The organism is Pseudomonas sp. CC120222-01a, from assembly GCF_003097235.1.
In the GTDB taxonomy this organism is placed as follows: Bacteria; Pseudomonadota; Gammaproteobacteria; order Pseudomonadales; family Pseudomonadaceae; genus Aquipseudomonas.
In genome coordinates this window covers 324,876-347,830 of record NZ_QEQQ01000001.1, presented here as the reverse complement: position 1 = coordinate 347,830, position 22,955 = coordinate 324,876, and the positions used below count along the sequence as shown (strand labels likewise).

The 22,955-nt window shown below is 63.7% G+C and carries 21 protein-coding genes; 12 read left to right on the top strand and 9 right to left on the bottom strand.

Annotated elements, in window-relative coordinates:
- Positions 1-41: 41 nt before the first annotated feature.
- Both N430_RS01645 and N430_RS01640 read right to left on the bottom strand, forming a co-directional pair.
- Positions 42-2,549, bottom strand: coding sequence for an ABC transporter permease (locus tag N430_RS01645; RefSeq protein WP_110631643.1), 2,508 nt, complete (start codon positions 2,547-2,549; stop codon positions 42-44).
- On the bottom strand, positions 2,549-3,232 hold the full coding sequence (locus N430_RS01640; protein WP_110631646.1) for an ABC transporter ATP-binding protein: 684 nt from the start codon (positions 3,230-3,232) through the stop codon (positions 2,549-2,551). Before N430_RS01640 ends, N430_RS01645 begins: the two co-directional genes overlap by 1 nt.
- A gap of 10 nt (positions 3,233-3,242) precedes the next feature.
- Between N430_RS01640 and N430_RS01635 the strand changes: the two genes are divergently transcribed.
- From N430_RS01635 to N430_RS01625, 3 genes are all read left to right on the top strand, one after another.
- The gene (locus tag N430_RS01635; protein WP_110631649.1) at positions 3,243-3,848 is read left to right on the top strand and encodes an arylesterase; all 606 of its coding nucleotides are present in this window, start codon (positions 3,243-3,245) and stop codon (positions 3,846-3,848) included.
- 58 nt (positions 3,849-3,906) lie between these two features.
- Positions 3,907-4,188, top strand: a complete 282-nt coding sequence (locus N430_RS01630) for a hypothetical protein (protein WP_027919636.1) — start codon at positions 3,907-3,909, stop codon at positions 4,186-4,188.
- Positions 4,189-4,319: 131 nt separating this feature from the next.
- Entirely contained in the window at positions 4,320-5,297 is a 978-nt protein-coding gene (locus N430_RS01625; protein WP_110631653.1) for a L,D-transpeptidase family protein, read from the top strand.
- Positions 5,298-5,434: 137 nt separating this feature from the next.
- On the opposite strand, the gene N430_RS01620 is transcribed toward N430_RS01625, so the two are convergent.
- Positions 5,435-5,686 carry an Lpp/OprI family alanine-zipper lipoprotein gene (locus N430_RS01620; RefSeq protein WP_003250288.1) on the bottom strand — a complete coding sequence of 84 codons (252 nt, stop codon included), beginning with the start codon at positions 5,684-5,686 and terminating at the stop codon, positions 5,435-5,437.
- Positions 5,687-6,207: 521 nt separating this feature from the next.
- Between N430_RS01620 and N430_RS01615 the strand changes: the two genes are divergently transcribed.
- Positions 6,208-6,489, top strand: coding sequence for a GNAT family N-acetyltransferase (locus tag N430_RS01615; protein WP_027919638.1), 282 nt, complete (start codon positions 6,208-6,210; stop codon positions 6,487-6,489).
- A 65-nt stretch (positions 6,490-6,554) separates the two neighbouring features.
- Here N430_RS01615 and N430_RS01610 read toward each other — a convergent pair whose 3' ends face one another.
- Positions 6,555-7,631 (bottom strand): 3-deoxy-7-phosphoheptulonate synthase, encoded by a 1,077-nt coding sequence (locus N430_RS01610; protein WP_110631655.1) that lies wholly within the window; start codon positions 7,629-7,631, stop codon positions 6,555-6,557.
- A 204-nt stretch (positions 7,632-7,835) separates the two neighbouring features.
- On the opposite strand from N430_RS01610, the gene N430_RS01605 reads away from it, so the two are divergent.
- From N430_RS01605 to cysB, 3 genes are all read left to right on the top strand, one after another.
- Complete coding sequence (locus tag N430_RS01605) at positions 7,836-8,783, top strand: putative 2-dehydropantoate 2-reductase (RefSeq protein WP_110631658.1); 948 nt, start codon at positions 7,836-7,838, stop codon at positions 8,781-8,783.
- 104 nt (positions 8,784-8,887) lie between these two features.
- Positions 8,888-9,385 (top strand): universal stress protein, encoded by a 498-nt coding sequence (locus N430_RS01600; RefSeq protein ID WP_110631661.1) that lies wholly within the window; start codon positions 8,888-8,890, stop codon positions 9,383-9,385.
- Positions 9,386-9,514: 129 nt separating this feature from the next.
- Positions 9,515-10,489 carry an HTH-type transcriptional regulator CysB gene (gene cysB, locus N430_RS01595; RefSeq protein ID WP_027593928.1) on the top strand — a complete coding sequence of 325 codons (975 nt, stop codon included), beginning with the start codon at positions 9,515-9,517 and terminating at the stop codon, positions 10,487-10,489.
- Positions 10,490-10,541: 52 nt separating this feature from the next.
- Here the strand turns inward: cysB and N430_RS01590 are convergent, their stop codons facing one another.
- From N430_RS01590 to N430_RS01570, 5 genes are all read right to left on the bottom strand, one after another.
- Positions 10,542-11,276 (bottom strand): phosphoadenylyl-sulfate reductase, encoded by a 735-nt coding sequence (locus N430_RS01590; RefSeq protein WP_110631664.1) that lies wholly within the window; start codon positions 11,274-11,276, stop codon positions 10,542-10,544.
- A 90-nt stretch (positions 11,277-11,366) separates the two neighbouring features.
- A complete protein-coding gene (gene pabB, locus N430_RS01585; protein WP_110631667.1) occupies positions 11,367-12,710 on the bottom strand; it encodes an aminodeoxychorismate synthase component I in 1,344 nt (447 codons plus the stop codon).
- Positions 12,711-12,828: 118 nt separating this feature from the next.
- On the bottom strand, positions 12,829-13,809 hold the full coding sequence (locus tag N430_RS01580) for an alpha-L-glutamate ligase-like protein (RefSeq protein ID WP_079227226.1): 981 nt from the start codon (positions 13,807-13,809) through the stop codon (positions 12,829-12,831).
- On the bottom strand, positions 13,809-15,344 hold the full coding sequence (locus N430_RS01575; protein ID WP_110631670.1) for an inactive transglutaminase family protein: 1,536 nt from the start codon (positions 15,342-15,344) through the stop codon (positions 13,809-13,811). Before N430_RS01575 ends, N430_RS01580 begins: the two co-directional genes overlap by 1 nt.
- Before the next feature lie 5 nt (positions 15,345-15,349).
- Positions 15,350-15,886 carry an ATP-dependent zinc protease gene (locus N430_RS01570; RefSeq protein ID WP_027919647.1) on the bottom strand — a complete coding sequence of 179 codons (537 nt, stop codon included), beginning with the start codon at positions 15,884-15,886 and terminating at the stop codon, positions 15,350-15,352.
- A gap of 300 nt (positions 15,887-16,186) precedes the next feature.
- Here N430_RS01570 and N430_RS01565 point away from each other — a divergent pair, with 300 nt between their 5' ends.
- From N430_RS01565 to prpF, 5 genes are all read left to right on the top strand, one after another.
- Positions 16,187-16,903: a GntR family transcriptional regulator gene (locus tag N430_RS01565; protein WP_103448145.1), complete on the top strand. Its 717-nt coding sequence runs from the start codon at positions 16,187-16,189 to the stop codon at positions 16,901-16,903.
- On the top strand, positions 16,900-17,790 hold the full coding sequence (prpB, locus tag N430_RS01560; protein ID WP_027919649.1) for a methylisocitrate lyase: 891 nt from the start codon (positions 16,900-16,902) through the stop codon (positions 17,788-17,790). The genes N430_RS01565 and prpB overlap by 4 nt, the downstream gene beginning before the upstream one ends.
- Before the next feature lie 62 nt (positions 17,791-17,852).
- Positions 17,853-18,980 carry a 2-methylcitrate synthase gene (gene prpC / locus N430_RS01555; protein WP_060483892.1) on the top strand — a complete coding sequence of 376 codons (1,128 nt, stop codon included), beginning with the start codon at positions 17,853-17,855 and terminating at the stop codon, positions 18,978-18,980.
- 165 nt (positions 18,981-19,145) lie between these two features.
- The gene (gene acnD / locus N430_RS01550; RefSeq protein WP_110631675.1) at positions 19,146-21,734 is read left to right on the top strand and encodes a Fe/S-dependent 2-methylisocitrate dehydratase AcnD; all 2,589 of its coding nucleotides are present in this window, start codon (positions 19,146-19,148) and stop codon (positions 21,732-21,734) included.
- A gap of 13 nt (positions 21,735-21,747) precedes the next feature.
- Positions 21,748-22,938 carry a 2-methylaconitate cis-trans isomerase PrpF gene (gene prpF, locus N430_RS01545; RefSeq protein WP_110631677.1) on the top strand — a complete coding sequence of 397 codons (1,191 nt, stop codon included), beginning with the start codon at positions 21,748-21,750 and terminating at the stop codon, positions 22,936-22,938.
- The last annotated feature ends 17 nt before the right edge of the window (positions 22,939-22,955 follow it).

Below are 22,955 nucleotides of genomic sequence, written 5' to 3'. Positions count from 1 at the left end.
TGGGAGCGGCTTTAGCCGCGAAGAGGCCAGCACAGGCGCCATCAACTTTCCCGTAGTACCGCCAGTGGGCTGGCATTCAGCGCTCGTCGAGTGCCCAGGACACCTGCCCCACCCACCAGCAGCGCCCCGACCAGCGGCAATACCAGCAGCCACGGATGTGGGCTCCACTGCAGGTCGAATGCATAGCGATACAGCACCAGGGTAATCAACTCGCACCCCAGCGCCGCCAAGGCGCCACTGGCTGCCCCCAGCAAACCGAACTCGATGCGCCGAGCCTTGACCAACAAGGGGCGCGCGGCGCCCAGTGCCCGCAGCAAGGCGCCTTGGCGAATCCGCTCGTCCAGCGTCGCCTGCAACCCGGCGAACAACACGGCAAGCCCCGCCGCCAGCACGAACAGCAACACATATTCGACCGCCAGGGTGACCTGGGCGAGGATGCTGCGCAGCTGCTCGAGCAAGGCATCGACCTGCAGGATGGTCACCGCTGGGAAGGCCCGCGACAGCGCAACTACGTCCAGGTCATGGCCTGGGGCCAAGTAGAAGCTGGTCAGGTAGGTGGTTGGCAGCCCTTGCAGGGTGCCCGGCTGGAAGATCATGTAGAAGTTCGGCTGAAAGCTGTCCCAATGCACGCTGCGCAGGCTGCTGACGCGCGCCTGGCGTTGCTCGCCGCCAATGTCGAAGGTCAGCAGGTCGCCCAGTTGCAGCTTGAGGCTGGCGGCCAGTTCGGCCTCGACCGACACACCGGGGAGTTCATCGCCGGCAGGCAGCGCCTGCCACCAGCTGCCTGCGCTCAGCACATTGCCCTCTGGCAGGTCGGCAGCCCAGGTCAGGCTGAGGTCGCGCTGTACGGCTCGCTCGCCAGCGGAGTCCTTGCTGACGATCTGCTGCACCGGTTGATCGTTGATCTGAATCAGCCGGCCCGGTGTCACCGGGTACAGCGGTGCCGAGCTGGCATTTACCTCGTGCAGTCGCTGGGCGAACGGTTCGCGGTCAGCGGGCAGGATATTCAGGGCAAAGTGGTTGGGCGCATCTTTGGGCAGTTGTGCTTGCCAGGTGTCGAGCAATTCTGCCCGCAGCAGCGCAACCAGGGCCATGGCCAGCAGGATCAGGCCAAAGGCCAGGGCTTGCCCGGCAGCCGCCATGGGGTGGCGCAGCAACTGGCCAAGCCCCAGGCGCCAGGTCAGTGGTGCGCCAGCAAGCGCCTTGCGCAGGCTTTGCAAACCGAGCAACAGCAGCCCGCCCAGCAGCAGCGCAGCCATCAGGCCGCCACCCAGCAGGGCGAAGGTCAGCAGCAGGTCAAGGCTCAGGCGCCACATGATCAGGCCTAGGGCGAGGAGGGCGGAGCCATACACCAGCCAACTGCTCGGCGGCATGGGTAGCAGGTCGCGGCGCAGTACGCGCAACGGGGGTACCTGACCCAATGCGGCCAGCGGCGGCAAGGCAAAGCCGGCCAGGGCCACCAGGCCGGTGGCGATGCCGGCCAGCGCCGGAATCACACCGCCAGGCGGCACTTCGCTTGGCAGCAAACCGTGCAGCAGGTTGAACAGGCCAAGTTGCGCCAGCCAGCCAAGCAGGGCGCCAGCCAGCGCAGCCACCAGGCCTAGCATTGCCAGCTGCAGGCAGTAAAGGCCTAGCGCTTGGTGCCGCGATAGCCCCAGGCAGCGCAGCAAGGCACTGGCATCCAGGCGACGCGCAGCGTAGCGGCTGGCCGACAGCGCCACGGCGACGCCCGCCAGCAGCACGGCCACCAGGCTGGCCATGTTCAGGTAGCGCTCGGCTTTGCCCAGGGCGCCGCCGATCTGACGGTTGCCATCGCGGGTGTCGAGCAGGCGCTGGTTGGCGGCAAGGTTCTTTTCCACCGCCTGGCGATACTGCACGAGGGCTTCGGTATCGCCGCGCCACAGGTCGCGGTAGCTGACCCGGCTGCCGGGCTGGATCACCCCGGTGGCCTGCAGGTCGGCCAGGTTCATCATTACGCGGGGCGTCAGGCTGTAGAAGTTGTTGGCACGGTCTGGCTCGTAGGTCAGCACGCGGCTCATGTGCAAGGTCTTCATGCCGACGTCGATGCTGTCGCCGATCTTCAGCCCCAGGGCCGCGAGCAGGCGAGGTTCGACCCAGGCTTCTCCAGGTGCCGGGCCGCCCCCAGGGGTTTCCTCGGCATAGGGCGCGGCGGCACTGCGCACCTGGCCGCGCAATGGATAGGCACCGTCGACCGCCTTGATGCTCGAAAGCTGGATGCCGGCATCGCCGCCCACCACGCTGGTGAACTCCACGACCTGGGCATGCCGCAGCCCTAGTGCCTGGCCCTCGCTGAGCTGTTCTTCACGAGCCGGCGCGCTGCCTTGCACTACCAGGTCCGCGCCGAGGAACTCGCTGGCGCGCAACTGCATGGCGCCATTCAGGCGGGCACCGAAATAACCGATGGCGGTACTGGCGGCAACCGCCACCAGCAGGGCAAAGAACAGTACGCGCACTTCGCTGGCGCGGAGGTCGCGCAGCAGCTGGCGCAGGGCCAGGCCGCACAGGCGGGACAGCGGCATGTGCTTCATCAGGCCTCCACCGGCGCCACCAGGCGGCCTGCGTCCAGGCGGATCTGGCGCCGGCAGCGCCGGGCCAGGCGCTCGTCATGGGTGACCAGCACCAGGGTGGTGCCGCGCTCCTTGTTCAGCTCGAACAGCAGGTCGCTGATGCGCTCGCCGGTATGGCTGTCGAGGTTGCCGGTGGGTTCGTCGGCGAACAGCACTGCCGGCTGTGCGGCGAAGGCGCGGGCGATGGCGACCCGCTGCTGCTCGCCACCGGAAAGCTGGCGCGGGGTGTGGGTCAGGCGCTTGCCCAGGCCGACCCGCTCCAGCAGGGTGCGGGCGTGCTCGCGAGCGTCGCGCCGACCGTCCAGCTCCAGCGGCAGCATCACGTTTTCCAAGGCATTGAGACTGTCGAGTAGCTGGAACGACTGAAAGACGAATCCGACATGTTCGGCGCGGACCCTGGCGCGCTGGTCCTCGTCCAGCGGGCCGAGGTCGTGACCGGCGAGGATGACTCGGCCGGCGCTGGGGCGGTCGAGGCCGGCGAGCAGCCCGAGCAGGGTCGACTTGCCCGAGCCGGAGGCACCGACGATGGCCAGGCTGTCGCCCTGGGCGAGGTCGAGGGAGAGGGCGTGGAGGATGGTCAGGTCACCTTCCGCGCTGGGGACCACTTTGCTAAGGTTCTGCGCAACGAGAATGCTGGGGCCCATGGAGAATCCGATGCGAATGTGGTGGTTGAGTGCCGGTCTGGCCCTGTATTGCCTGGCCCAGGGCGCGGCGGCGGGAACATTGCTGGTTGTCGGCGATAGTATCAGCGCCGGTTTTGGCCTGGATACCCGCCAGGGGTGGGTCTCTTTGTTGCAGACCCGGCTCAAGGACGAAGGTTTCGACGATCAGGTGGTCAACGCGTCGATCAGTGGCGACACCAGTGCAGGTGGCCAGGCGCGGCTGCCGGCGCTGCTTGCAGCGCACAAGCCGCGCCTGGTGGTGCTGGAGTTGGGCGGCAATGATGGCCTGCGCGGGCAGCCGCCGCAGCAATTGCAACAAAATCTTGCCTCGATGATCGAGAGTGCCCGCCAGGTGGGGGCCAAGGTGCTGTTGCTGGGCATGCGCCTGCCGCCGAACTACGGCGTGCGCTATACCACGGCCTTCGCCAACGTCTATGAACAGCTGGCAACGGAAAAACAGGTGGCGTTGGTGCCGTTCTTCCTTGAGGGTGTAGGCGGTGTGCCGGGGATGATGCAGGCCGATGGCATCCATCCGGCACAGGGTGCCCAGCAGCGATTGCTGGAAAATGCCTGGCCGGCGATAAAACCCTTGCTGTGACGCTTTAAACGGGGCCGGCTTTCGGCTAATGTTGCGCCCCCCGTTTCGAGAGCCCCCGATGCCGCGCCCTGCCTGGTCCTTGTTTGCCTATCAACTGATCGAGCCCGATGAGCAGCTCGACCTGTTCGCTTGCCAGGAAATTCGCGTCCACCTCGTGGCCCGTCAGCTCGAACTCGGCGTGCCGGTCGATCGCACCTTGTGTGGTGGCCTGCTGCCGGCGCAGCCGCGCTGGTCCGGTGTGCCTCGCAGCATCTACCGTGACGGGCGCCTGTGCGACCTGTGCCGGGCGATCCTCGATGCCCAGCGCCGCGGCATGCGGCCGGTCTGGCCCGAACTCTGAAGTGAATGGCAGGTGCGTGATCGCGCGCACCTTTCATCATCTGAAACGCTTGTAAGGCGCCAATGCCTCCCGCTTGCAGCGAGGCGGGTGTACAATCGTGCTTCTTGACTACCTTTCGAAGGATTTACCGGATGTTGCCGCGCTTTCCCGCCGTCACCCGTTGCCTGTCCCTGGCCGCCCTGCTGGTAGCGGGCCCCGCTGCTGCGCTGGAACTGCCACTGCCACCACCCGGTGAAGACGTCGTTGGCCAGGTCCAGACGATCAAGGCCAAGTACGAGGACACCTTTGCCGACATCGGCACTGCCAACGACCTCGGCTATCTGGAGATGATCGCCGCTAACCCGGGTGTCGACCCGTGGCTGCCGGGCGCCGGCACCGAGATCGTCCTGCCGACCCGCTACATCCTGCCGCCGGGGCCGCGTGAAGGCATCGTCATCAACCTGGCCGAATACCGCATGTACTACTACCCGAAAGGGCAGAACGTGGTGCATACCTTCCCGCTGGGCATCGGCCGTGAGGGCTGGGGGTCGCCTGTGGCGATGACCAAGATCACCGCGAAGACGCCGAACCCGACCTGGACCCCACCCGCGTCGATCCGTGCCGAGCACGCTGCGGACGGTGATATCCTGCCGACGGTCGTGCCTGCTGGTCCAGACAACCCGCTCGGGCCCTTCAAGTTCACCCTGGGTGTGCCGGGCTACCTGATCCACGGTTCCAACAAGAAGTTCGGTATCGGCATGCGCACCAGCCATGGCTGCTTCCGCATGCTCAACAATAACGTGCTTGAACTGTCGAAGATGGTCCCGGTGGGGACGCCGGTGCGCATCATCAACGAGCCTTACAAGTTCGGCATCAGTGGTGGCAAGGTTTACCTCGAGGCGCACACGCCACTGGACGATCATGGCAACCCGTCGGTGGTCGACAAGCACACGGCGGTCATCAATGCGTTGCTCAAGCGTGAAGACCTGGCCAACAATCTGCGCATGAACTGGGACATGGTGCGTGACGTGGTTGCCGCAGAAGACGGTATGCCGGTGGAAATTGCCGTGCCTGTCAATAACCAGGGTGCCGCACCCATGGTTTCGAGCATCCCGCCCGAACTGCAGTAACGCTTTTGCAACACCTCCGGGGCCCGCTCAGGTTAACAACCTGATGCGGGCCTCTTCGTTTCGGGGGAGGCTTTCGCTCAGGCAATAAAAAAGCCGACCCACAAGTGGGTCGGCTTCATAACAATCCGTGAGGACTATTACTTGCGGCTGGCTTTGTCCAGCATACGCAGAGCGCGCTCGTTGGCTTCGTCAGCAGTCTGCTGAGCCTTCTGAGCGGCTGCCATTGCGTCGTCAGCCTTACGGTAGGCTTCGTCAGCACGGGCTTGAGCGCGAGCTGCTGCGTCTTCAGTCGCAGTCAGACGAGCTTCGGTTTCTTTGGATACGCTGCTGCAACCGGTAGCCAGAACTGCGGCCAGAGCCAGAGCAGAGAATTTCAGAACGTTGTTCATCGTGTTCCCCTTCAAGGACTTTCTATTAAATAGCCATCTCTCGGAAAAGAGAAACTGGCCGGCGTACATAGTACCCATTACTTGTAGTAAGTAAACTGACAGAGCGCAAGAACTGCAAAAAAAATGTTGCCAAGGGTCACGCCGACAAGATTTGCGGGGGTTTTGTGAAAAAACCGTGTAGCGGGCGCAAGCGATTGTAGTACAGGAACTTTTTTGTTGAACTAAGGGTGACTTTAACTGTCTCTCGGCGTCTTAAGCACAACAACATCCGGTTGCTGTTGCAGGGCGTGATTGCTGTTGCGGGGCGTGCCAGCTCCCGACGTGGCTTCCTGCTACTTTTTAACGCTGGCCACCTTGAGCAATCCCGCTTGCGGCGCCTACTATTTGGGGGTGCCCGGCCGGTCGAACGATTGCTGTCGGCTGATGGTCCAAGGGGCAAGAGGTGGCGTTGAGGTTCCTCCGCCGGATAAACCACATCGGTTAAGGTAAGGGTCTGCCAGAAAGACCTGCGAGGAGTAGTGATGAGTGAAACGCTGACCATCCACCATGACCAGGCCGGTCATCAGTTCGAAACCAACGTGGACGGTCATCGTGCCTACCTGACGTACATGGACCTGGGCAAGCAGACGCTGGACATCTATCGCACTTTCGTGCCCAACGCCCTGCGTGGCCGCGGGATCGCAGCAGCGCTCACCGAGAAGGCCCTCGAGTACGCCGACCAGATGGGTTACACGGTGATCCCTTCCTGCTCGTACGTTGAACGCTACATGGAGCGTCAGCAGCGTCACTCGAGCAAGGCCTGAACGGGCAACAAGCGTCAGATACGAAAACGCCGGGCAATGCCCGGCGTTTTCTATTGCGCTGAAGCTCAGCCGCGCTTGCGCTGTGGCAGCACATCCTTGAGCTTGGCGTGCATGCTGCGCAGGGTTTTCTCAGTGGCCGACCAGTCGATGCAGGCATCGGTGATCGACACGCCGTACTGCAGTTCGTCGAGGTTTTTCGGGATCGACTGGCAACCCCAGTTCAGGTGGCTTTCAACCATCAGGCCGATGATCGACTGGTTGCCTTCGAGGATCTGGTTGGCGACGTTCTCCATGACCAGCGGCTGCAGGGCCGGGTCTTTGTTGGAGTTGGCGTGGCTGCAGTCGACCATGATGTTGGGCTTGATCTTGGCCTTGGCCAGGTCCTGTTCGCACAGGGCGACACTGACCGAGTCGTAGTTCGGCTTGCCGTTGCCACCACGCAGCACCACGTGGCCATACGGGTTGCCCTTGGTGGTGACGATCGACACGCCGCCTTCCTGGTTGATGCCGAGGAAGCGGTGCGGCTTGGACACCGACTGCAAGGCGTTGATGGCCACGGTCAGGCCGCCATCGGTGCCGTTCTTGAAGCCGACTGCCGAGGACAGGCCCGAGGCCATCTCGCGGTGGGTCTGCGATTCGGTGGTGCGGGCGCCGATGGCCGACCAGCTGATCAGGTCCTGCAGGTACTGCGGGGAGATCGGGTCGAGTGCTTCGGTGGCGGTCGGCAGGCCCATTTCGGCCAGGTCCAGCAGCAGCTGGCGGCCAATGTGCAGGCCGTCCTGGATCTTGAACGAGTCATCCAGGTACGGGTCGTTGATCAGGCCTTTCCAGCCAACGGTGGTGCGTGGCTTTTCAAAGTACACACGCATGACCAGGTACAGCGTATCGGAGACTTCTTCGGCCAGCACCTTGAGGCGTGCGGCGTATTCGTGGGCGGCCTTGATGTCATGGATGGAGCAGGGGCCGACCACCACGAACAGGCGATGATCCTTGCCGTCGAGAATATTGCGCACCACTTCGCGGCCGGCAGTCACGGTCTGCAGGGCCTTGGCGCTGAGGGGGATTTCCTTCTTGAGCTGATCGGGGGTGATCAAGGTCTCGTTGGAGGCAACGTTAAGGTCGTCGATCGGTAAATCAGCCATCGTGTTACTCGTCAGGTCACGGGTGCCGGCCGCCAGCAATCCCCGTGCGGCCCAGCAGCAATAATGTTCGCAGCGGGGAGCCGAACCTTAGCGCGTTACAGGGGGGCGCGACAATGGGATTCGCTACGTGTTGACACACTTGTGTCTGCCCAAGGCGGCCCTGAAGGGTGTAAAAAAGCGGATCAACCCATCAAGGAGATTTTCATGGCTTCTCGCAGTCCACGCATTGGCATCATTGGCAGCGGCGCTATCGGTGGCTTCTACGGCCTGATGCTGGCGCGCGCCGGTTTCGATGTGCATTTTCTGCTGCGCAGCGAATATGACGTGGTGCGCGAACACGGCCTGAAGCTCGAGCACGCCGTGCATGGCGCGTTGCAGATGCCGGTCAATGCCTACGCCAGCGCTGCCGACATGCCGCCCTGCGACTGGCTGCTGGTGGGCGCCAAGGCAACCAGCAACAGCGAGCTCGCACCGCTGATTGTCCAGGCTGCCGCCAGCGACGCCAAGGTGGTGGTGTTGCAGAACGGCCTTGGCGTCGAGGAGCAGATGCGGGCGGTCTTGCCAGGTAACCTGCATTTACTTGGAGGCCTGTGTTTCATCTGCGTCAATCGCCAGGCCCCAGGGGTGATTCGCCACCAGGCGCTGGGTGCGGTAAATCTCGGCTATCACAGCGGCCCGGCCGAAGATGGCGGTGCGGCCATCGTCGAGGAGGGTGCCGGGTTGTTTCGTGCGGCGGGCATTGACTCCCAGGCCATGGCCAATCTTGGCCAGGCGCGCTGGCAGAAACTGGTATGGAACGTGCCGTACAACGGCCTGTCGGTGTTGCTGGGGGCCAGTACCACGCCGCTGATGGCCGATGCCGACAGTCGCGAACTGATCCAGGCGCTAATGGCTGAAGTGGTGCAGGGTGCCGCCGCGTGCGGGCATGAGCTACCGGCGGGCTATGCCGAGCAGCTGTTCCGCATGACCGAACAGATGCCCGATTACTGGCCGAGCATGTACCACGACCATGCCCAGCAACGCCCGCTGGAACTGCAGGCGATCTATGCCGAGCCGATTGCCCGCGCGCAGGCAGCCGGCTGCAGCCTGCCGCGGATGCACATGCTGCATCAGGCCCTGGCCTTCATCGACCGCACCAACCGGGCTGGCTGAATCCTCTGCAGGCCGCATCAGCAGTGCGCCGGACGGCAAAGCGCGGGTCCGGCGCGCTGCTAAGCTGAAGCTTGCTCTGCCGCAACGGCAGTCGAGGAGGTCGAATGATCCGCTCCATGCTGTACGCCACCGACCTCGGTGTCTACGCACCTTTTGTCATGCAGCACGCCCTGACCCTGGCTCGCGCCTTCAGCGCAGAGCTCTACGTGATTCACGCGGTGGAGCCCATGGGGCAGTTCGCCGAGTCCCTGCTGCAGAGTTACCTCGATGAGCAGACCCTGGATGAATTGCACAGCGAAGGCGTCAACACGGTGATGGCCAATATCGAACAGCGGGTGCTGGAAAACTTTCGAGACGAATTGGGCGAGGATGCAGATCTGGCATTAATCAAGGCGGTAAGGGTGCGCCAGGGTGACCCGGCACAAGTCATCCTCGATCAGGCGCAGCGGCTGAGCGTCGACCTGTTGATCTTCGGCAGCCACACGGCCGGTGCCGGGGTGGATGTGCCGATTGGCCGGACAGCGGTGCGCTTGCTGCAACTGTCGCCGGTGCCGGTATACATGGTGCCGCTATCGCAGCACCTTGGACGTAGGAAATCGTGAAGCTGGCGGTAGTCCGTTTCGGAGGCGCGTGTAACAAAATAGTTCTAGTTTTATTTCGAGAACCACTAATATAGTTATATCTCGTCGCTGCCTGCTGCCGCTGACTTACCGCCGATTCGAGGGAAACCTATGAAGCTTCAACAACTGCGCTACATCTGGGAAGTGGCGCACCATGACCTCAACGTCTCCGCGACGGCGCAGAGCCTGTACACCTCGCAGCCGGGGATCAGCAAGCAGATCCGCCTGCTCGAGGACGAACTGGGTGTTGAAGTCTTTGCCCGCAGCGGCAAGCACCTGACCCGCGTAACTCCGGCCGGTGAGCGCATCATCAACACCGCTGGCGAGATCCTGCGCAAGGTCGAAAGCATCAAGCAGATCGCCCAGGAGTTCTCCAACGAGAAGAAGGGCACGCTGTCCATCGCCACCACCCACACCCAGGCACGCTATGCGCTGCCGCCGGTGATCAGCAGCTTCATCAAGCAGTACCCGGAAGTGGCCCTGCACATGCACCAGGGCTCGCCGATGCAGATCGCGGAAATGGCGGCCGACGGCACCGTCGATTTCGCCATCGCCACCGAGGCGCTGGAGCTGTTCGGCGACCTGATCATGATGCCGTGCTACAAGTGGAACCGTTGCGTGGTTGTGCCGCAAGGCCACCCGTTGACCAAGCTGCCAAAGCTGACCCTGGAAGCGGTCGCCGAGTACCCGATCGTCACCTACGTGTTCGGCTTCACCGGCCGTTCGAAGCTGGACGAAGCCTTCAACCACCGAGGCCTGACGCCAAAAGTGGTGTTCACTGCCGCTGACGCCGACGTCATCAAAACGTACGTGCGCCTGGGGTTGGGCGTGGGTATCGTGGCCAAGATGGCGGTCGACACCAAGCTCGACAGTGACCTGGTGGCATTGGATGCGAGCGAGCTGTTCGAAGCCAGCATCACCAAGATCGGCTTCCGTCGCGGCACCTTCCTGCGCGGCTTCATGTGCGACTTCATCGAGAAATTCGCACCGCACCTGACCCGTGAAGTGATGGCCAAGGCCATCCAGTGCCACAACAAGCAGGAGCTCGAAGAGCTGTTCGAAGGCGTCGAGCTGCCAGTGCACTGATTGGCAGAAATGAAAAAACCGGCCCTGGGGCCGGTTTTTGTTTGCCTGCGAATCAGGCCTTGCTGATCAGGTTGCCGGCGTGCAGCCCGCATTCCTTCTGGGTCGACTCTTCCCACCACCAGCGGCCTTCGCGTTCGTGCTGGTTCGGCAGCACCGGGCGCGTGCAAGGCTCGCAACCGATGCTGATGAAGCCGCGTTCGTGCAGGCTGTTGTACGGCAGTTCGAGCATGCGGATGTAACCCCACACTTCCTCGCTGGTCATCTGTGCCAGCGGGTTGAACTTGTACAGGGTGCGCTCGGGCGTGGAGAACGCGCCGTCGATTTCCAGCGCTGCCACCTGGCTGCGGGTGCCCGGGCTCTGGTCGCGGCGCTGGCCGGTGGCCCAGGCGCTGACGGTGGCGAGCTTGCGCCGCAGCGGTTCGATCTTGCGGATGCCGCAGCATTCGCCGTGGCCGTCCTTGTAGAAGCTGAACAGGCCCTTGTCCTTGACGAACGGGTCGAGCTTGGCGCGATCCGGGCTGAGGATTTCGATCGGCAGGTTGTATTGCTCACGCACCTGGTCGATGAAGCGGTAGGTCTCCGGGTGCAGGCGGCCGGTGTCGAGGCTGAACACCTTGACCTGCTTGTTCAGCTTCCAGGCCATGTCGACCAGCACCACATCCTCGGCGCCGCTGAAGGAGATCCACAGGTCATCGCCAAAGTGCTCGAAAGCGAGCTTGAGGATGTCCTGTGGGGACTTGTTGGCATAGGTCGCGGCCAGGGCGGCGACGTCGAAGGGTTGGCTCATCAGGCGGTTTCCATCTTGGCTATGGCGCTGTGCGCTCGTAATGGGGTGATGGTAACAAAAAATGGCGGGGTAGACGCCTGGCGATGAGCCTCAGAGGCTCTGCAGCGTTTCCATCAGCACCCGCACCTTGGCAATCGATTCTTCGTATTCGGCCTGCCAGTTCGAGTCGGCCACCACCGCGCCGCCGCCCCAGCAACTGACCTGGCCATCCTTGACCAGCAAGCTGCGGATGGCGATGGAGCTGTCCATCTCGCCGCGCACGTCCACGTACAGCAGCGAGCCGCAGTACAGTGCGCGGCGGGTCGGCTCCAGCTCGTCGATGATCTGCATGGCACGAATCTTCGGTGCGCCGGTGATCGAGCCGCCAGGAAAGCTGTCGCCGATCAGGTCCAGGGCGTCCTTGTCGCGGGCCAGCTGGCCGGTGACGCTGCTGACCAGGTGATGGACGTTGGGGTAGCTTTCCAGGCTGAACAGCTCCGGCACCTTTACCGAGCCGATTTCGCAGGTGCGCCCCAGGTCATTGCGCAGCAGGTCGACGATCATCAGGTTTTCCGAGCGGTCCTTGGCGCTGTGGCGCAGCTCTTCGGCATTGCGAGCATCCTCGACGGGGTCGGCCGAGCGCGGACGGGTGCCCTTGATCGGGCGGGTTTCCACCTGGCCCTGGCTGACACGGATGAAACGCTCCGGGGAGAAGCTCAGCAGTGCACTGCCGTCAGCCAGTTGCTGGTAGCCGGTGAATGGTGTCGGGCAGGCTGTGCGCAGGGCTTGGTAGGCGTGCCATGGGTCACCCTGGCAGGGTGCGCGGAAGCGTTGCGTGAGGTTGATCTGGTAGCAGTCACCGGCCTGGATGTAGCGCTGCACCTGGTCGAAGGCAGCCTTGTACTGTTCCGGATGCAGGTCGCCCTGCATCGGCGCGAGCAGTTGGAAATCGCCGCACGTCGAAGTGTCGACAGTTTCGAACAGAGCCGTCAGGTGCGCCTGCTCTTCAAGTGTCAGGCTTGGGTGGAACACCAGTTGGCTGGTGCCGAGCTGGTGGTCGGTCACTATTGCCCAGGCGTACAAGCCCAGCTGTGCATCGGGCAAACCCAGGTCGTCACTCGACAGATGCGGCAGCTGTTCCAGGCGGCGGCCGAAATCGTAGCTCAGGTAGCCGATCAGCCCGCCGGCGAAGGGCAGCTCGCTGCCGGCGGGCAGTTGTGCTTCACCCAATTGTGCCAGGCTGGCGCGCAGGCGTTCGAGGAAGGTGCGGCCATCCTCGTCGGGCAGGGCTTGCAGGTGCTGCACGGGCCAAGCGCTGAGCAGGTCGAAGCGACCACGTTCGGCACCGGGGCGGGCGCTGTCGAGCAGGATCGCGCCGGGGGCCTGGCGCAGGCGGGCGAAATAGGCAGCGGGGTCGGGCTGGTAGGGCAGGGGGTGAAGCGTACAGGTCGGCATCAGTGTGGACGGCGATGTAAAAGCGAGGAGGGCGATTGTAGACCTGTGTAGGAAAAGCGCCTAGCTTTGGGGCGACATTAAACATCCTGTTTGGCCCGCAAAGCGGGCCCTTGGGGCGTCAGCGCGGATGCACGTGCCCGAACAGGTTCTGGGTCACCCGCACACGCTGTTCGGCGTCTTCGGTGATCCCTTCCTTGGCCAGTGCTTCGATGTGCGCCTCGATGGCGTGGGTGCGCTGGGTCAGCCCGGTGTCGTTGGCGATCTGGATGTTCAGGCCGGGGCGGGCGTTGAGTTCGAGAATCAACGGCCCCTTGTCCTGGTCCAGCACCATGTCCACGCCGATATAGCCCAGCCCGCACAGCTCGTAGCAGCCGGCAGCGAGTTTCATGAAGCCGTCCCAGTTCGGCAGCTGTACACCGTCCACTGCGTTGGTGGTGTCCGGGTGCTTGCTGATGATGTTGTTCAGCCAGGTGCCGCGCAGGGTTACGCCGGTGGCCAGGTCCACGCCCACGCCAATGGCGCCCTGGTGCAGGTTGGCTTTTCCGCCGGACTGACGGGTCGGCAGGCGCAGCATGGCCATCACCGGGTAGCCCATCAGCACGATGATGCGGATGTCCGGCACGCCCTCGTAGCTGATGCTCTTGAAGATCTGGTCCGGGGTTACCCGGTATTCGATCAGCGCACGGTCACGGTGGCCGCCAAGCGAGTACAGGCCAGTGAGGATGCTCGACACCTGGTGCTCGATTTCCTCGTGGCTGATGATCTTGCCGGAAACCGTGCGATAACGGTCTTCGAAGCGGTCGGCGATCACCAGGATGCCGTCACCGCCAGCGCCCTGCGCCGGCTTGATGACGAAGTCGTTGCGCCCGCCGATGATCTCGTGAAGCTTCTCGATCTGCTTCTCGGTCTCGATGATGCCGTACATTTCCGGCACATGGATGCCGGCGGCCAGGGCGCGCTCCTTGGTGATGATCTTGTCGTCGACGATCGGGTACAGGCTGCGCTTGTTGTACTTCAGCACGTAGTCCGCGTTACGCCGGTTGATCCCCATGATGCCCCGGGCCTCCAGGGCTTTCCAGGTCTTGATCAGGCCAAACATCAGGCGTCAGCCTTCTTCAGGAATGCCTTGAAACGCACGAGCTCGGTCAGGCGGTAGCCGCGGTAGCGACCCATTGCCAGCATGAAGCCCACCAGGATCAGCAGCACGGCCGGGAAGGTGAAGACGAAGTACACCAGCTCCGGCACCATCATCAGCAGGTGCGCCAGGGAGGCGGCGAACAGGGTGCCGATCGCCACTTTCATGGCATGGCCACCGCCGCGCTCTTCCCAGGTGATCGACAGGCGTTCGATGGTCATGGTCAGGATCACCATCGGGAACAGCGCCACCGACAGGCCGCGCTCCAGGCCCAGCTTGTGGCTAAACAGGCTGATGGCGGCAATCAGGACCACGACGAAGGTCAGCACCACCGACAGGCGCGGCAGCATCTGCAGCTTCAGGTGTTCAAGGTACGAGCGTAGCGACAGGCCCAGCGCGGTGATCACCGTGAACAGCACGATACCGAAGCCCAGTTGGGTCTCGCGGAAGGCCAGGGCGATCAGCACCGGGGTGAAGGTACCCAGGGTCTGGATGCCGATCAGGTTACGCAGGATCAGGATCACCAGCACGCCGATCGGGATCATCACCATGATCATGAAGGTTTGCTGGGTCTGCAGTGGCAGGCCGTACAGCGAGTACTCGAGGAAGTCGGCGTCGGTGTTCTCGTCGGTCAGCTTGGCCAGGCGGATGGCGTTCATCTCGCTGTTGTTCATGCTGAAGGTGACGTTGGCCTTCTTGCCGCCATCGACGGTGATCAGGTTGTCGTCACCGGTCCACCACAGCAGGCGGTCGGCCGGCAGGCCCTGCTCGCCGGTATCCGGGTTGAAGTACAGCCAGTCGTTGCCGTTGAAGCTGCGCAGCCACAGTTCAGGCGTTTGCGGGGTGTCGGCCACCAGCCGGATGGTGTGGACCTTTTCCATCGGTACATGGGCGATCGACAGCAGCAGGTCGATGACCTGGGCCTTCTTCATCGGCGAGGTGTCGCCGGCCAGCAGCAGCTTGACGTTGTCGTCGTTGAGGTTGTTGACCCGCTTGATGGTCTCGCTGACAAAGGTTTCGACGTCGGCCGAGTGCTGGCGGATCGGTGCCATCAGGGCTTCGGCGGCGATCTTCTCCGGGCCGTCGATGGCCAGGCTGTCGCGGAAGGTCGGGCCCTTGATGGTGGATTTTTCATTGCTGTAGCGCTTGGTCAGCACCAGGCGGTAGTACAGGGTCTGGTTGCCGCTGACACGGCGTGCCGACCAGGTCACCTTGCGGTTGCCGTCGGCGCGGTTGACGCTCACCCCATAGTTGTTGGAGATGAAGCTCTCGTTGAGGCTGACGTAGTCGCGGTTCAGCGGCGGCACGAACATCTGGATCTTGACCGGGTCCTTGGAGCTGGCGACGAACTCGACCTTGGCGTCGATGTTCCACAGGTCGTCGGTCTCGTCTTCGGTCACCGGGATGCCGAGCACGAAGATCTGATAGGCCGTGACCGCCACGCCGAGCAGCACCAGCACGGTGATCAGGACTTTCAGATGGAGGGTAAGAGAGCGCATCGGGATTACTCTGCTTTGGGAGCGTCGGTGGCACAGGCAGGTTTGCCGGCCGCGTATTTAAGGCTTGGGTCGACCAGCGCGTCGAAGTGCTTGAGCGCCTCGGAGCCGATCAGCAGCGGGAACTGGAAGGCGCTGCGGTCGGTGAGGTTGACTTCGATGGTGCGCCGGGCCTGGCCCATGCAGATTTCAAGTTCGATGACCGGGCGGGCGGTGTAGGCCTTGCCGGATTCCGCATCATAGTCGCCGGCGCGGCGCTTGATCTTGCTCACGCGCGCCAGGGGGCGTTCGATGGGGTGCGAATGGGCGGCGTCGATGGCCAGGTAAAAGCGCACCCAGCTTTCGCCGTTGCGCTTGAAGCGTTTGATGTCGCGGGCACTGAGCGACGCGGTCTTGGCCCCGGTGTCCAGCTTGGCGGCCACTTCCAGGTCGAGGTCGCCGAGCCGGGCGTATTCGTTCAGACCGTACACGGTCTTGCCCGCCGCCTGGCCAAGGGCCGGCAGCAGGGTGAGGCATAACAGCAATAGTACGGGTGTAAGTCTCATAGTCCTGGCGCGGTGCTTAGCTGTGCAGTGTTCGGGGGTAAAGGTGACTGGCAACGACTGCGCAAGCTTCCTCGTTCATCTGTCAACAACATGAATTGATGACAAATACACTATCGATACCCCGTTGGAGGCGCGGCATTCTATCACGCCGACGTCTTGACGCCAGCGTGAAGCGATCTGACAACGCCATCACTGGGTAAGTTCGTTCTTAGACGATTGTCGACAATATTCATTTTTTCTTTGACTGTGCGCCTCTGATTCGCTAGTTTCTGCTCAAGCGATTAGCAAGGTGTCGACAATATGCTGGACCTCACCACCCCAAGCCCCGTCGAGTCAGACGAAACGGAAACCTTGTCCGAGAATGTCTTCAGGCGCATCCAGGCGGCGATCGTCAAGGGCGATATCGCCCCGGGCAGCAAGATCTCCGAGCCGGAGCTGGCGCGCACCTATGGCATCAGCCGCGGCCCGCTGCGCGAGGCCATCCATCGGCTGGAGGGCCAGCGCCTGCTGGTGCGCGTGCCGCATGTCGGCGCACGGGTGGTGTCGCTCAATCACGCCGAGCTGATCGAACTCTACGAAATCCGCGAATCGCTGGAAGGCATGGCCTGCCGCCTGGCGGCCGAGCGCATGAGCCAGGCCGACATCGATGAGCTGCGTCGGGTGCTCGATACCCATGAGCGCGATGCCGCTTTCCAGGCCGGGCTTGGCTATTACCAGCAGGAAGGCGACTACGACTTCCATTACCGGATCATCCAGGGCAGCGGCAACCAGACCCTGGTCAAGATGCTCTGCGGCGAGCTGTACCAACTGGTGCGCATGTACCGCATCCAGTTTTCCGCCACGCCCAACCGGCCGCGCCAGGCCTTTGCCGAACACCACCGCATTCTCGATGCCATCGCCGACCGTGACGGCGAACTGGCCGAACTCCTGATGCGCCGCCACATCGGCGCGTCCAAGCGCAACATCGAGCGTCACTACCTGGACGCCAACAACAACAGCCCACGAGGTGAGAAATGACTGTGAAGAGCACCCCCGGTCAGCGTTTCCGCGACGCCGTTGCCGCCGAACACCCCCTGCAAGTGGTCGGCGCGATCAACGCCAACCATGCGCTGCTGGCCAAGCGTGCCGGTTTCAAGGCCATCTACCTGTCCGGTGGCGGCGTTGCCGCTGGCTCCCTGGGCCTGCCTGACCTGGGCATCAGTGGCCTGGATGACGTACTGACCGATGTGCGCCGCATCACCGACGTCTGCGACGTGCCGCTGCTGGTGGATGTCGACACCGGTTTCGGTGCGTCGGCCTTCAACGTCGCCCGTACTGTGCGCTCGATGTGCAAGTTCGGTGCTGCGGCCATCCACATCGAGGACCAGGTCGGCGCCAAGCGCTGCGGCCATCGCCCGAACAAGGAGATCGTCACCCAGCAGGAGATGGTCGACCGCATCAAGGCAGCAGTGGACGCCCGCACCGATGACAGCTTCGTGATCATGGCGCGCACCGACGCCCTGGCGGTGGAAGGCCTGAACGCTGCCCTGGACCGTGCCGCTGCCTGCATCGAGGCGGGTGCCGACATGATCTTCCCGGAAGCCATCACCGAACTGTCGATGTACAAGACCTTCGCCGACCGGGTGCAGGCACCGATCCTGGCCAACATCACCGAGTTCGGCGCCACACCACTGTACACCACCGAAGAACTGGCCTCGGTCGACGTGTCGCTGGTGCTTTACCCGCTGTCGGCGTTCCGCGCCATGAACAAGGCGGCGGAAAACGTCTACACCGCATTGCGCCGCGACGGCACGCAGAAGAACGTGATCGACACCATGCAGACCCGCATGGAGCTCTACGATGCCATTGGTTACCACGCTTTCGAGCAGAGCCTCGACGCGCTGTTCGCGCAGAAGAAAGGTTGAGCGTACCGCTCCCGAATTAGCCAGATCGCTTCCTATAACAAATTCAAGAAAGGAGAAACACCATGGCCGAAGCAAAAGTACTCAGTGGCGCTGGCCTGCGCGGCCAGGTGGCCGGCCAGACCGCACTGTCGACCGTTGGCCAGGCCGGTGCAGGCCTGACCTATCGTGGCTACGACGTCCGTGACCTGGCCGCCGGTGCCGAATTCGAAGAAGTCGCCTACCTGCTGCTGTACGGCGAGCTGCCAAGCAAGGCCGAACTGGCCGACTACAAGCGCAAGCTCAAGGGCCTGCGTGACCTGCCGCAGGCGCTGAAGGAAGTGCTCGAGCGCATCCCGCGCGATGCCCACCCGATGGACGTGATGCGCACCGGTTGCTCGGTGCTGGGTACCCTGGAGCCCGAGCTGACCTTCGACGCCCAGCGCGAGAAGACCGACCGCCTGCTGGCGCTGTTCCCGGCGGTGATGTGCTACTGGTACCGCTTCACCCACCACGGCGTGCGCATCGACTGCACCAGCGACGAAGACACCCTCGGCGGCCACTTCCTGCACCTGCTGCACGGCAAGAAGCCGAGCGAGCTGCACGTCAAGGTGATGAACGTGTCGCTGATCCTCTACGCCGAGCACGAGTTCAACGCCTCGACCTTCACCGCACGGGTCTGCGCCTCGACCCTGTCCGACCTGTATTCCTGCGTCACTGCTGCCATCGGCTCGCTACGCGGCCCGCTGCACGGTGGTGCCAACGAAGCGGCGATGGAACTGATCGAGCGCTTCCAGAGCCCGCAGGAGGCCACCGCCGAACTGCTGCGCATGCTCGAGCGCAAGGACAAGATCATGGGCTTCGGCCACGCGATCTACAAAGAGTCCGACCCGCGTAACGAGGTGATCAAGGGTTGGTCGAAGCAGCTGGCCGACCAGGTGGGTGACACGGTCCTGTACCCGGTTTCCGAAGCCATCGACAAGACCATGTGGGAGCAGAAACGCCTGTTCCCCAACGCCGACTTCTACCATGCCTCGGCGTATCACTTCATGGGCATCCCGACCAAGCTGTTCACCCCGATCTTCGTCTGCTCGCGCCTGACCGGCTGGGCCGCGCACGTGTTCGAACAGCGCGCCAACAACCGCATCATCCGCCCGAGCGCCGAGTATGTCGGCGTCGAACAGCGCCAGTTCGTGCCGATCGAACAGCGCTGACTCATAAATCGCCGGGGCTGCTGCGCAGCCCTTTCGCGACGCAAGGCCGCTCCCACAGGTGCGGCGCAGTCCCTGTGGGAGCGGCCTTGCGTCGCGAAAGGGGCGCGCAGCGCCCCCCAGGGCCAGACCTGCACACCGAATACCGTGACCGAGCCTGATAACGATATGAACATTGCCTACCGCAAGAACCTGCCAGGCACAGCCCTGGACTACTTCGATGCCCGCGCTGCCGTCGAGGCCATCAAGCCCGGTGCCTACGACAGCCTGCCGTATACCTCCCGCGTGTTGGCCGAAAACCTGGTGCGCCGCTGCGACCCAGCCACCCTCGACGCCTCGCTGGGCCAGCTGATCGAGCGCAAGCGCGACCTCGACTTCCCCTGGTTCCCGGCTCGCGTGGTGTGCCATGACATCCTCGGCCAGACCGCCCTGGTCGACCTCGCCGGCTTGCGTGATGCCATCGCCGACAAGGGCGGTGACCCGGCCCAGGTCAACCCGGTGGTGCCGGTGCAACTGATTGTCGACCACTCCCTGGCCGTGGAGTGCGGTGGCTTCGACCCGCAGGCGTTCGAAAAGAACCGCGCCATCGAAGACCGCCGTAACGAAGACCGTTTCCATTTCATCAACTGGACCAAGAAGGCGTTCAAGAACGTCGACGTGATCCAGCCTGGCAACGGCATCATGCACCAGATCAACCTGGAGAAGATGTCGCCGGTCATCCACAGCGACCGCGGCGTGGCCTACCCGGACACCTGCGTCGGCACCGACAGCCACACCCCGCATGTCGACGCCCTGGGCGTGATCGCCATTGGGGTCGGCGGCCTGGAAGCTGAAAACGTCATGCTGGGCCGTGCCTCGTGGATGCGCCTGCCGGAAATTGTCGGCGTCGAGCTGACCGGCAAGCTGGCACCGAACATCACCGCCACCGACCTGGTGCTGGCCCTGACCGAATTCCTGCGCAAGCAGAAAGTGGTCGGCGCCTACCTCGAGTTCCATGGCGAAGGCGCCCGCGCCCTGACCCTGGGCGACCGCGCCACGATCTCCAACATGGCCCCGGAATACGGTGCCACCGCTGCGATGTTCGCCATCGACCAGCAGACCATCGACTACCTCAAGCTGACCGGCCGCGATGATCAGCAGGTGCAACTGGTGGAAACCTACGCCAAGGTCGCCGGCCTGTGGGCCGACAGCCTGGCCAAGGCCGAATACGAACGTACCCTGAGCTTCGACCTGTCGAGCGTGGTGCGCAACATGGCCGGCCCGTCCAACCCGCACGCCCGCGTCGCTACCAGCGACCTGGCAGCCAAGGGCATCGCCGATGCCTGGGAAGAAGTGCCGGGGCAGATGCCGGACGGTGCGGTGATCATCGCCGCCATCACCAGCTGCACCAACACCAGCAACCCGCGCAACGTGATTGCCGCCGGCCTGCTGGCGCGCAATGCCAATAAGCTCGGCCTCAACCGCAAGCCGTGGGTCAAGTCGTCGCTGGCACCCGGCTCCAAGGCCGTGCAGCTGTACCTGGAAGAAGCCGGGCTGGAAAAGGAACTGGAGCAACTGGGCTTCGGCATCGTCGCGTTCGCCTGCACCACCTGCAACGGCATGTCCGGCGCACTGGACCCGGTGATTCAGCAGGAAATCATCGACCGTGACCTGTACGCCACCGCCGTGCTGTCGGGCAACCGCAACTTCGACGGGCGTATCCACCCTTACGCCAAGCAGGCGTTCCTCGCCTCGCCGCCGCTGGTGGTGGCCTACGCGATTGCCGGCACCATCCGCTTCGACATCGAAAAGGACGTGCTGGGCGTGGTCGACGGCAAGGAAATCCGCCTCAAGGACATCTGGCCGAGCGACGAGGAAATCGACGCGGTCGTGCGTGCGGCGGTCAAGCCGGAGCAGTTCCGCAAGGTCTATATCCCGATGTTCGCCATCGAGGAAGACCGCGGGCCGAAAGTCGCGCCACTGTACGACTGGCGCCCGATGAGCACCTATATCCGCCGCCCGCCCTACTGGGAGGGCGCCCTGGCCGGCGAGCGTACCCTGCGCGGCATGCGCCCGCTGGCGGTACTGCCGGACAACATCACCACCGACCACCTGTCGCCGTCCAACGCCATCCTGCTGGACAGCGCCGCAGGTGAATACCTGGCGAAGATGGGCCTGCCGGAAGAGGACTTCAACTCCTACGCCACCCACCGTGGTGACCACCTGACCGCGCAGCGCGCCACCTTCGCCAACCCTAAGCTGTTCAACGAAATGGTGCGCAAGGACGACGGCAGCGTGAAGCAGGGCTCGCTGGCGCGCATCGAGCCGGAAGGCAAGGTGACCCGCATGTGGGAGGCCATCGAGACCTACATGGAGCGTAAGCAGCCGCTGATCATCGTCGCCGGTGGCGACTATGGCCAAGGCTCGTCCCGTGACTGGGCGGCCAAGGGCGTGCGCCTGGCCGGTGTCGAGGCGATCGTCGCCGAGGGCTTCGAGCGCATTCACCGCACCAACCTGGTGGGCATGGGCGTGTTGCCACTGGAGTTCAAGCCGGGCACCGACCGCAAGACCCTGGGCCTGGACGGCAGCGAGACCTATGACGTGCTCGGCGAGCGCAAGCCACGGGCGACGCTGACCCTGGTGGTGACGCGACGCAATGGCGAGCGTGTCGAGGTGCCGGTGACCTGCCGCCTGGACACTGCCGAGGAAGTGTCGATCTATGAGGCGGGCGGGGTGCTGCAGCGCTTTGCCCAGGACTTCCTCGAAGCGACCGCTTGAACAGGACTTGAACATGGCACATGTACCCCAAGTAAAAATTCCCGCCACCTACATCCGTGGTGGCACCAGCAAGGGCGTGTTCTTCCGCCTGCAGGACCTGCCGGAAACGGCTCAGGTCCCAGGCCCGGCCCGCGATGCCTTGCTGTTGCGGGTCATCGGCAGCCCCGACCCTTATGCCAAGCAGATCGACGGCATGGGCGGCGCCACTTCGAGCACCAGCAAGACGGTCATCCTGTCGAAGAGCATCAAGCCCGGGCACGATGTCGATTACCTGTTCGGCCAGGTCGCCATCGACAAGGCTTTCGTCGACTGGAGCGGCAACTGCGGCAACCTGTCTGCAGCGGTCGGCTCGTTCGCCATCAGCAACGGCCTGGTCGAGCCGGCGCGCATTCCGCGCAACGGCATCGCCACCGTGCGCATCTGGCAGGCCAACATCGGCAAGACCATCATTGCCCATGTGCCGATCACCGAAGGCGAAGTGCAGGAAACCGGCGACTTCGAGCTCGACGGCGTGACCTTCCCGGCCGCGGAAGTGCAGCTGGAGTTCCTTGACCCGGCCGCCGACGAGGATGGCGATGGTGGGGCGATGTTCCCCACCGGCAACCTGGTGGACGACCTGGAAGTGCCGGGTGTCGGCACCTTCAAGGCGACCTTGATCAACGCTGGCATCCCGACCGTGTTCGTCAATGCCGCCGATATCGGTTACACCGGTACCGAATTGCAGGATGCGATCAACGGCGACCCGCAGGCGCTGCAGCGTTTCGAGACCATCCGCGCCTACGGCGCCGTGCGCATGGGCCTGATCGAGCATGTCGACCAGGCTGCCGGGCGTCAGCACACGCCGAAGGTGGCTTTCGTTGCGCCGCCGAGCACCTACACTGCGTCCAGTGGCAAGGCGGTTGCGGCCGGTGACATCGACCTGCTGGTGCGTGCATTGTCCATGGGCAAGCTGCACCACGCGATGATGGGCACCGCAGCCGTGGCCATCGGCACCGCCGCGGCCATTCCGGGCACCTTGGTCAACCTCGCTGCGGGTGGGGGTGAGCGCAGTGCCGTGCGTTTCGGTCATCCGTCCGGCACTTTGAGGGTCGGGGCCGAGGCGCGCCAGGTGGATGGTGAATGGACGGTGACCAAGGCAATCATGAGCCGCAGTGCTCGCGTGCTGATGGAGGGCTGGGTTCGCGTGCCTGGCGATAGCTTCTAACGCACCAGTGGCGCTCG

Bases quoted from the DNA above. Each gene is read 5' to 3' on its own strand.
- N430_RS01620 (WP_003250288.1), bottom strand. From the start codon at position 5,686: ATGAACAACGTTCTGAAATTCTCTGCTCTGGCTCTGGCCGCAGTTCTG.
- cysB (WP_027593928.1), top strand. From the start codon at position 9,515: ATGAAGCTTCAACAACTGCGCTACATCTGGGAAGTGGCGCACCATGAC.
- N430_RS01645 (WP_110631643.1), bottom strand. From the start codon at position 2,549: ATGAAGCACATGCCGCTGTCCCGCCTGTGCGGCCTGGCCCTGCGCCAG.
- prpB (WP_027919649.1), top strand. From the start codon at position 16,900: ATGACTGTGAAGAGCACCCCCGGTCAGCGTTTCCGCGACGCCGTTGCC.
- prpC (WP_060483892.1), top strand. From the start codon at position 17,853: ATGGCCGAAGCAAAAGTACTCAGTGGCGCTGGCCTGCGCGGCCAGGTG.
- N430_RS01615 (WP_027919638.1), top strand. From the start codon at position 6,208: ATGAGTGAAACGCTGACCATCCACCATGACCAGGCCGGTCATCAGTTC.
- N430_RS01605 (WP_110631658.1), top strand. From the start codon at position 7,836: ATGGCTTCTCGCAGTCCACGCATTGGCATCATTGGCAGCGGCGCTATC.
- N430_RS01635 (WP_110631649.1), top strand. From the start codon at position 3,243: ATGCGAATGTGGTGGTTGAGTGCCGGTCTGGCCCTGTATTGCCTGGCC.
- N430_RS01590 (WP_110631664.1), bottom strand. From the start codon at position 11,276: ATGAGCCAACCCTTCGACGTCGCCGCCCTGGCCGCGACCTATGCCAAC.
- N430_RS01610 (WP_110631655.1), bottom strand. From the start codon at position 7,631: ATGGCTGATTTACCGATCGACGACCTTAACGTTGCCTCCAACGAGACC.
- N430_RS01600 (WP_110631661.1), top strand. From the start codon at position 8,888: ATGATCCGCTCCATGCTGTACGCCACCGACCTCGGTGTCTACGCACCT.
- prpF (WP_110631677.1), top strand. From the start codon at position 21,748: ATGGCACATGTACCCCAAGTAAAAATTCCCGCCACCTACATCCGTGGT.
- N430_RS01580 (WP_079227226.1), bottom strand. From the start codon at position 13,809: ATGTTTGGCCTGATCAAGACCTGGAAAGCCCTGGAGGCCCGGGGCATC.
- N430_RS01640 (WP_110631646.1), bottom strand. From the start codon at position 3,232: ATGGGCCCCAGCATTCTCGTTGCGCAGAACCTTAGCAAAGTGGTCCCC.
- N430_RS01570 (WP_027919647.1), bottom strand. From the start codon at position 15,886: ATGAGACTTACACCCGTACTATTGCTGTTATGCCTCACCCTGCTGCCG.
- pabB (WP_110631667.1), bottom strand. From the start codon at position 12,710: ATGCCGACCTGTACGCTTCACCCCCTGCCCTACCAGCCCGACCCCGCT.
- N430_RS01575 (WP_110631670.1), bottom strand. From the start codon at position 15,344: ATGCGCTCTCTTACCCTCCATCTGAAAGTCCTGATCACCGTGCTGGTG.
- acnD (WP_110631675.1), top strand. From the start codon at position 19,146: ATGAACATTGCCTACCGCAAGAACCTGCCAGGCACAGCCCTGGACTAC.
- N430_RS01565 (WP_103448145.1), top strand. From the start codon at position 16,187: ATGCTGGACCTCACCACCCCAAGCCCCGTCGAGTCAGACGAAACGGAA.
- N430_RS01630 (WP_027919636.1), top strand. From the start codon at position 3,907: ATGCCGCGCCCTGCCTGGTCCTTGTTTGCCTATCAACTGATCGAGCCC.
- N430_RS01625 (WP_110631653.1), top strand. From the start codon at position 4,320: ATGTTGCCGCGCTTTCCCGCCGTCACCCGTTGCCTGTCCCTGGCCGCC.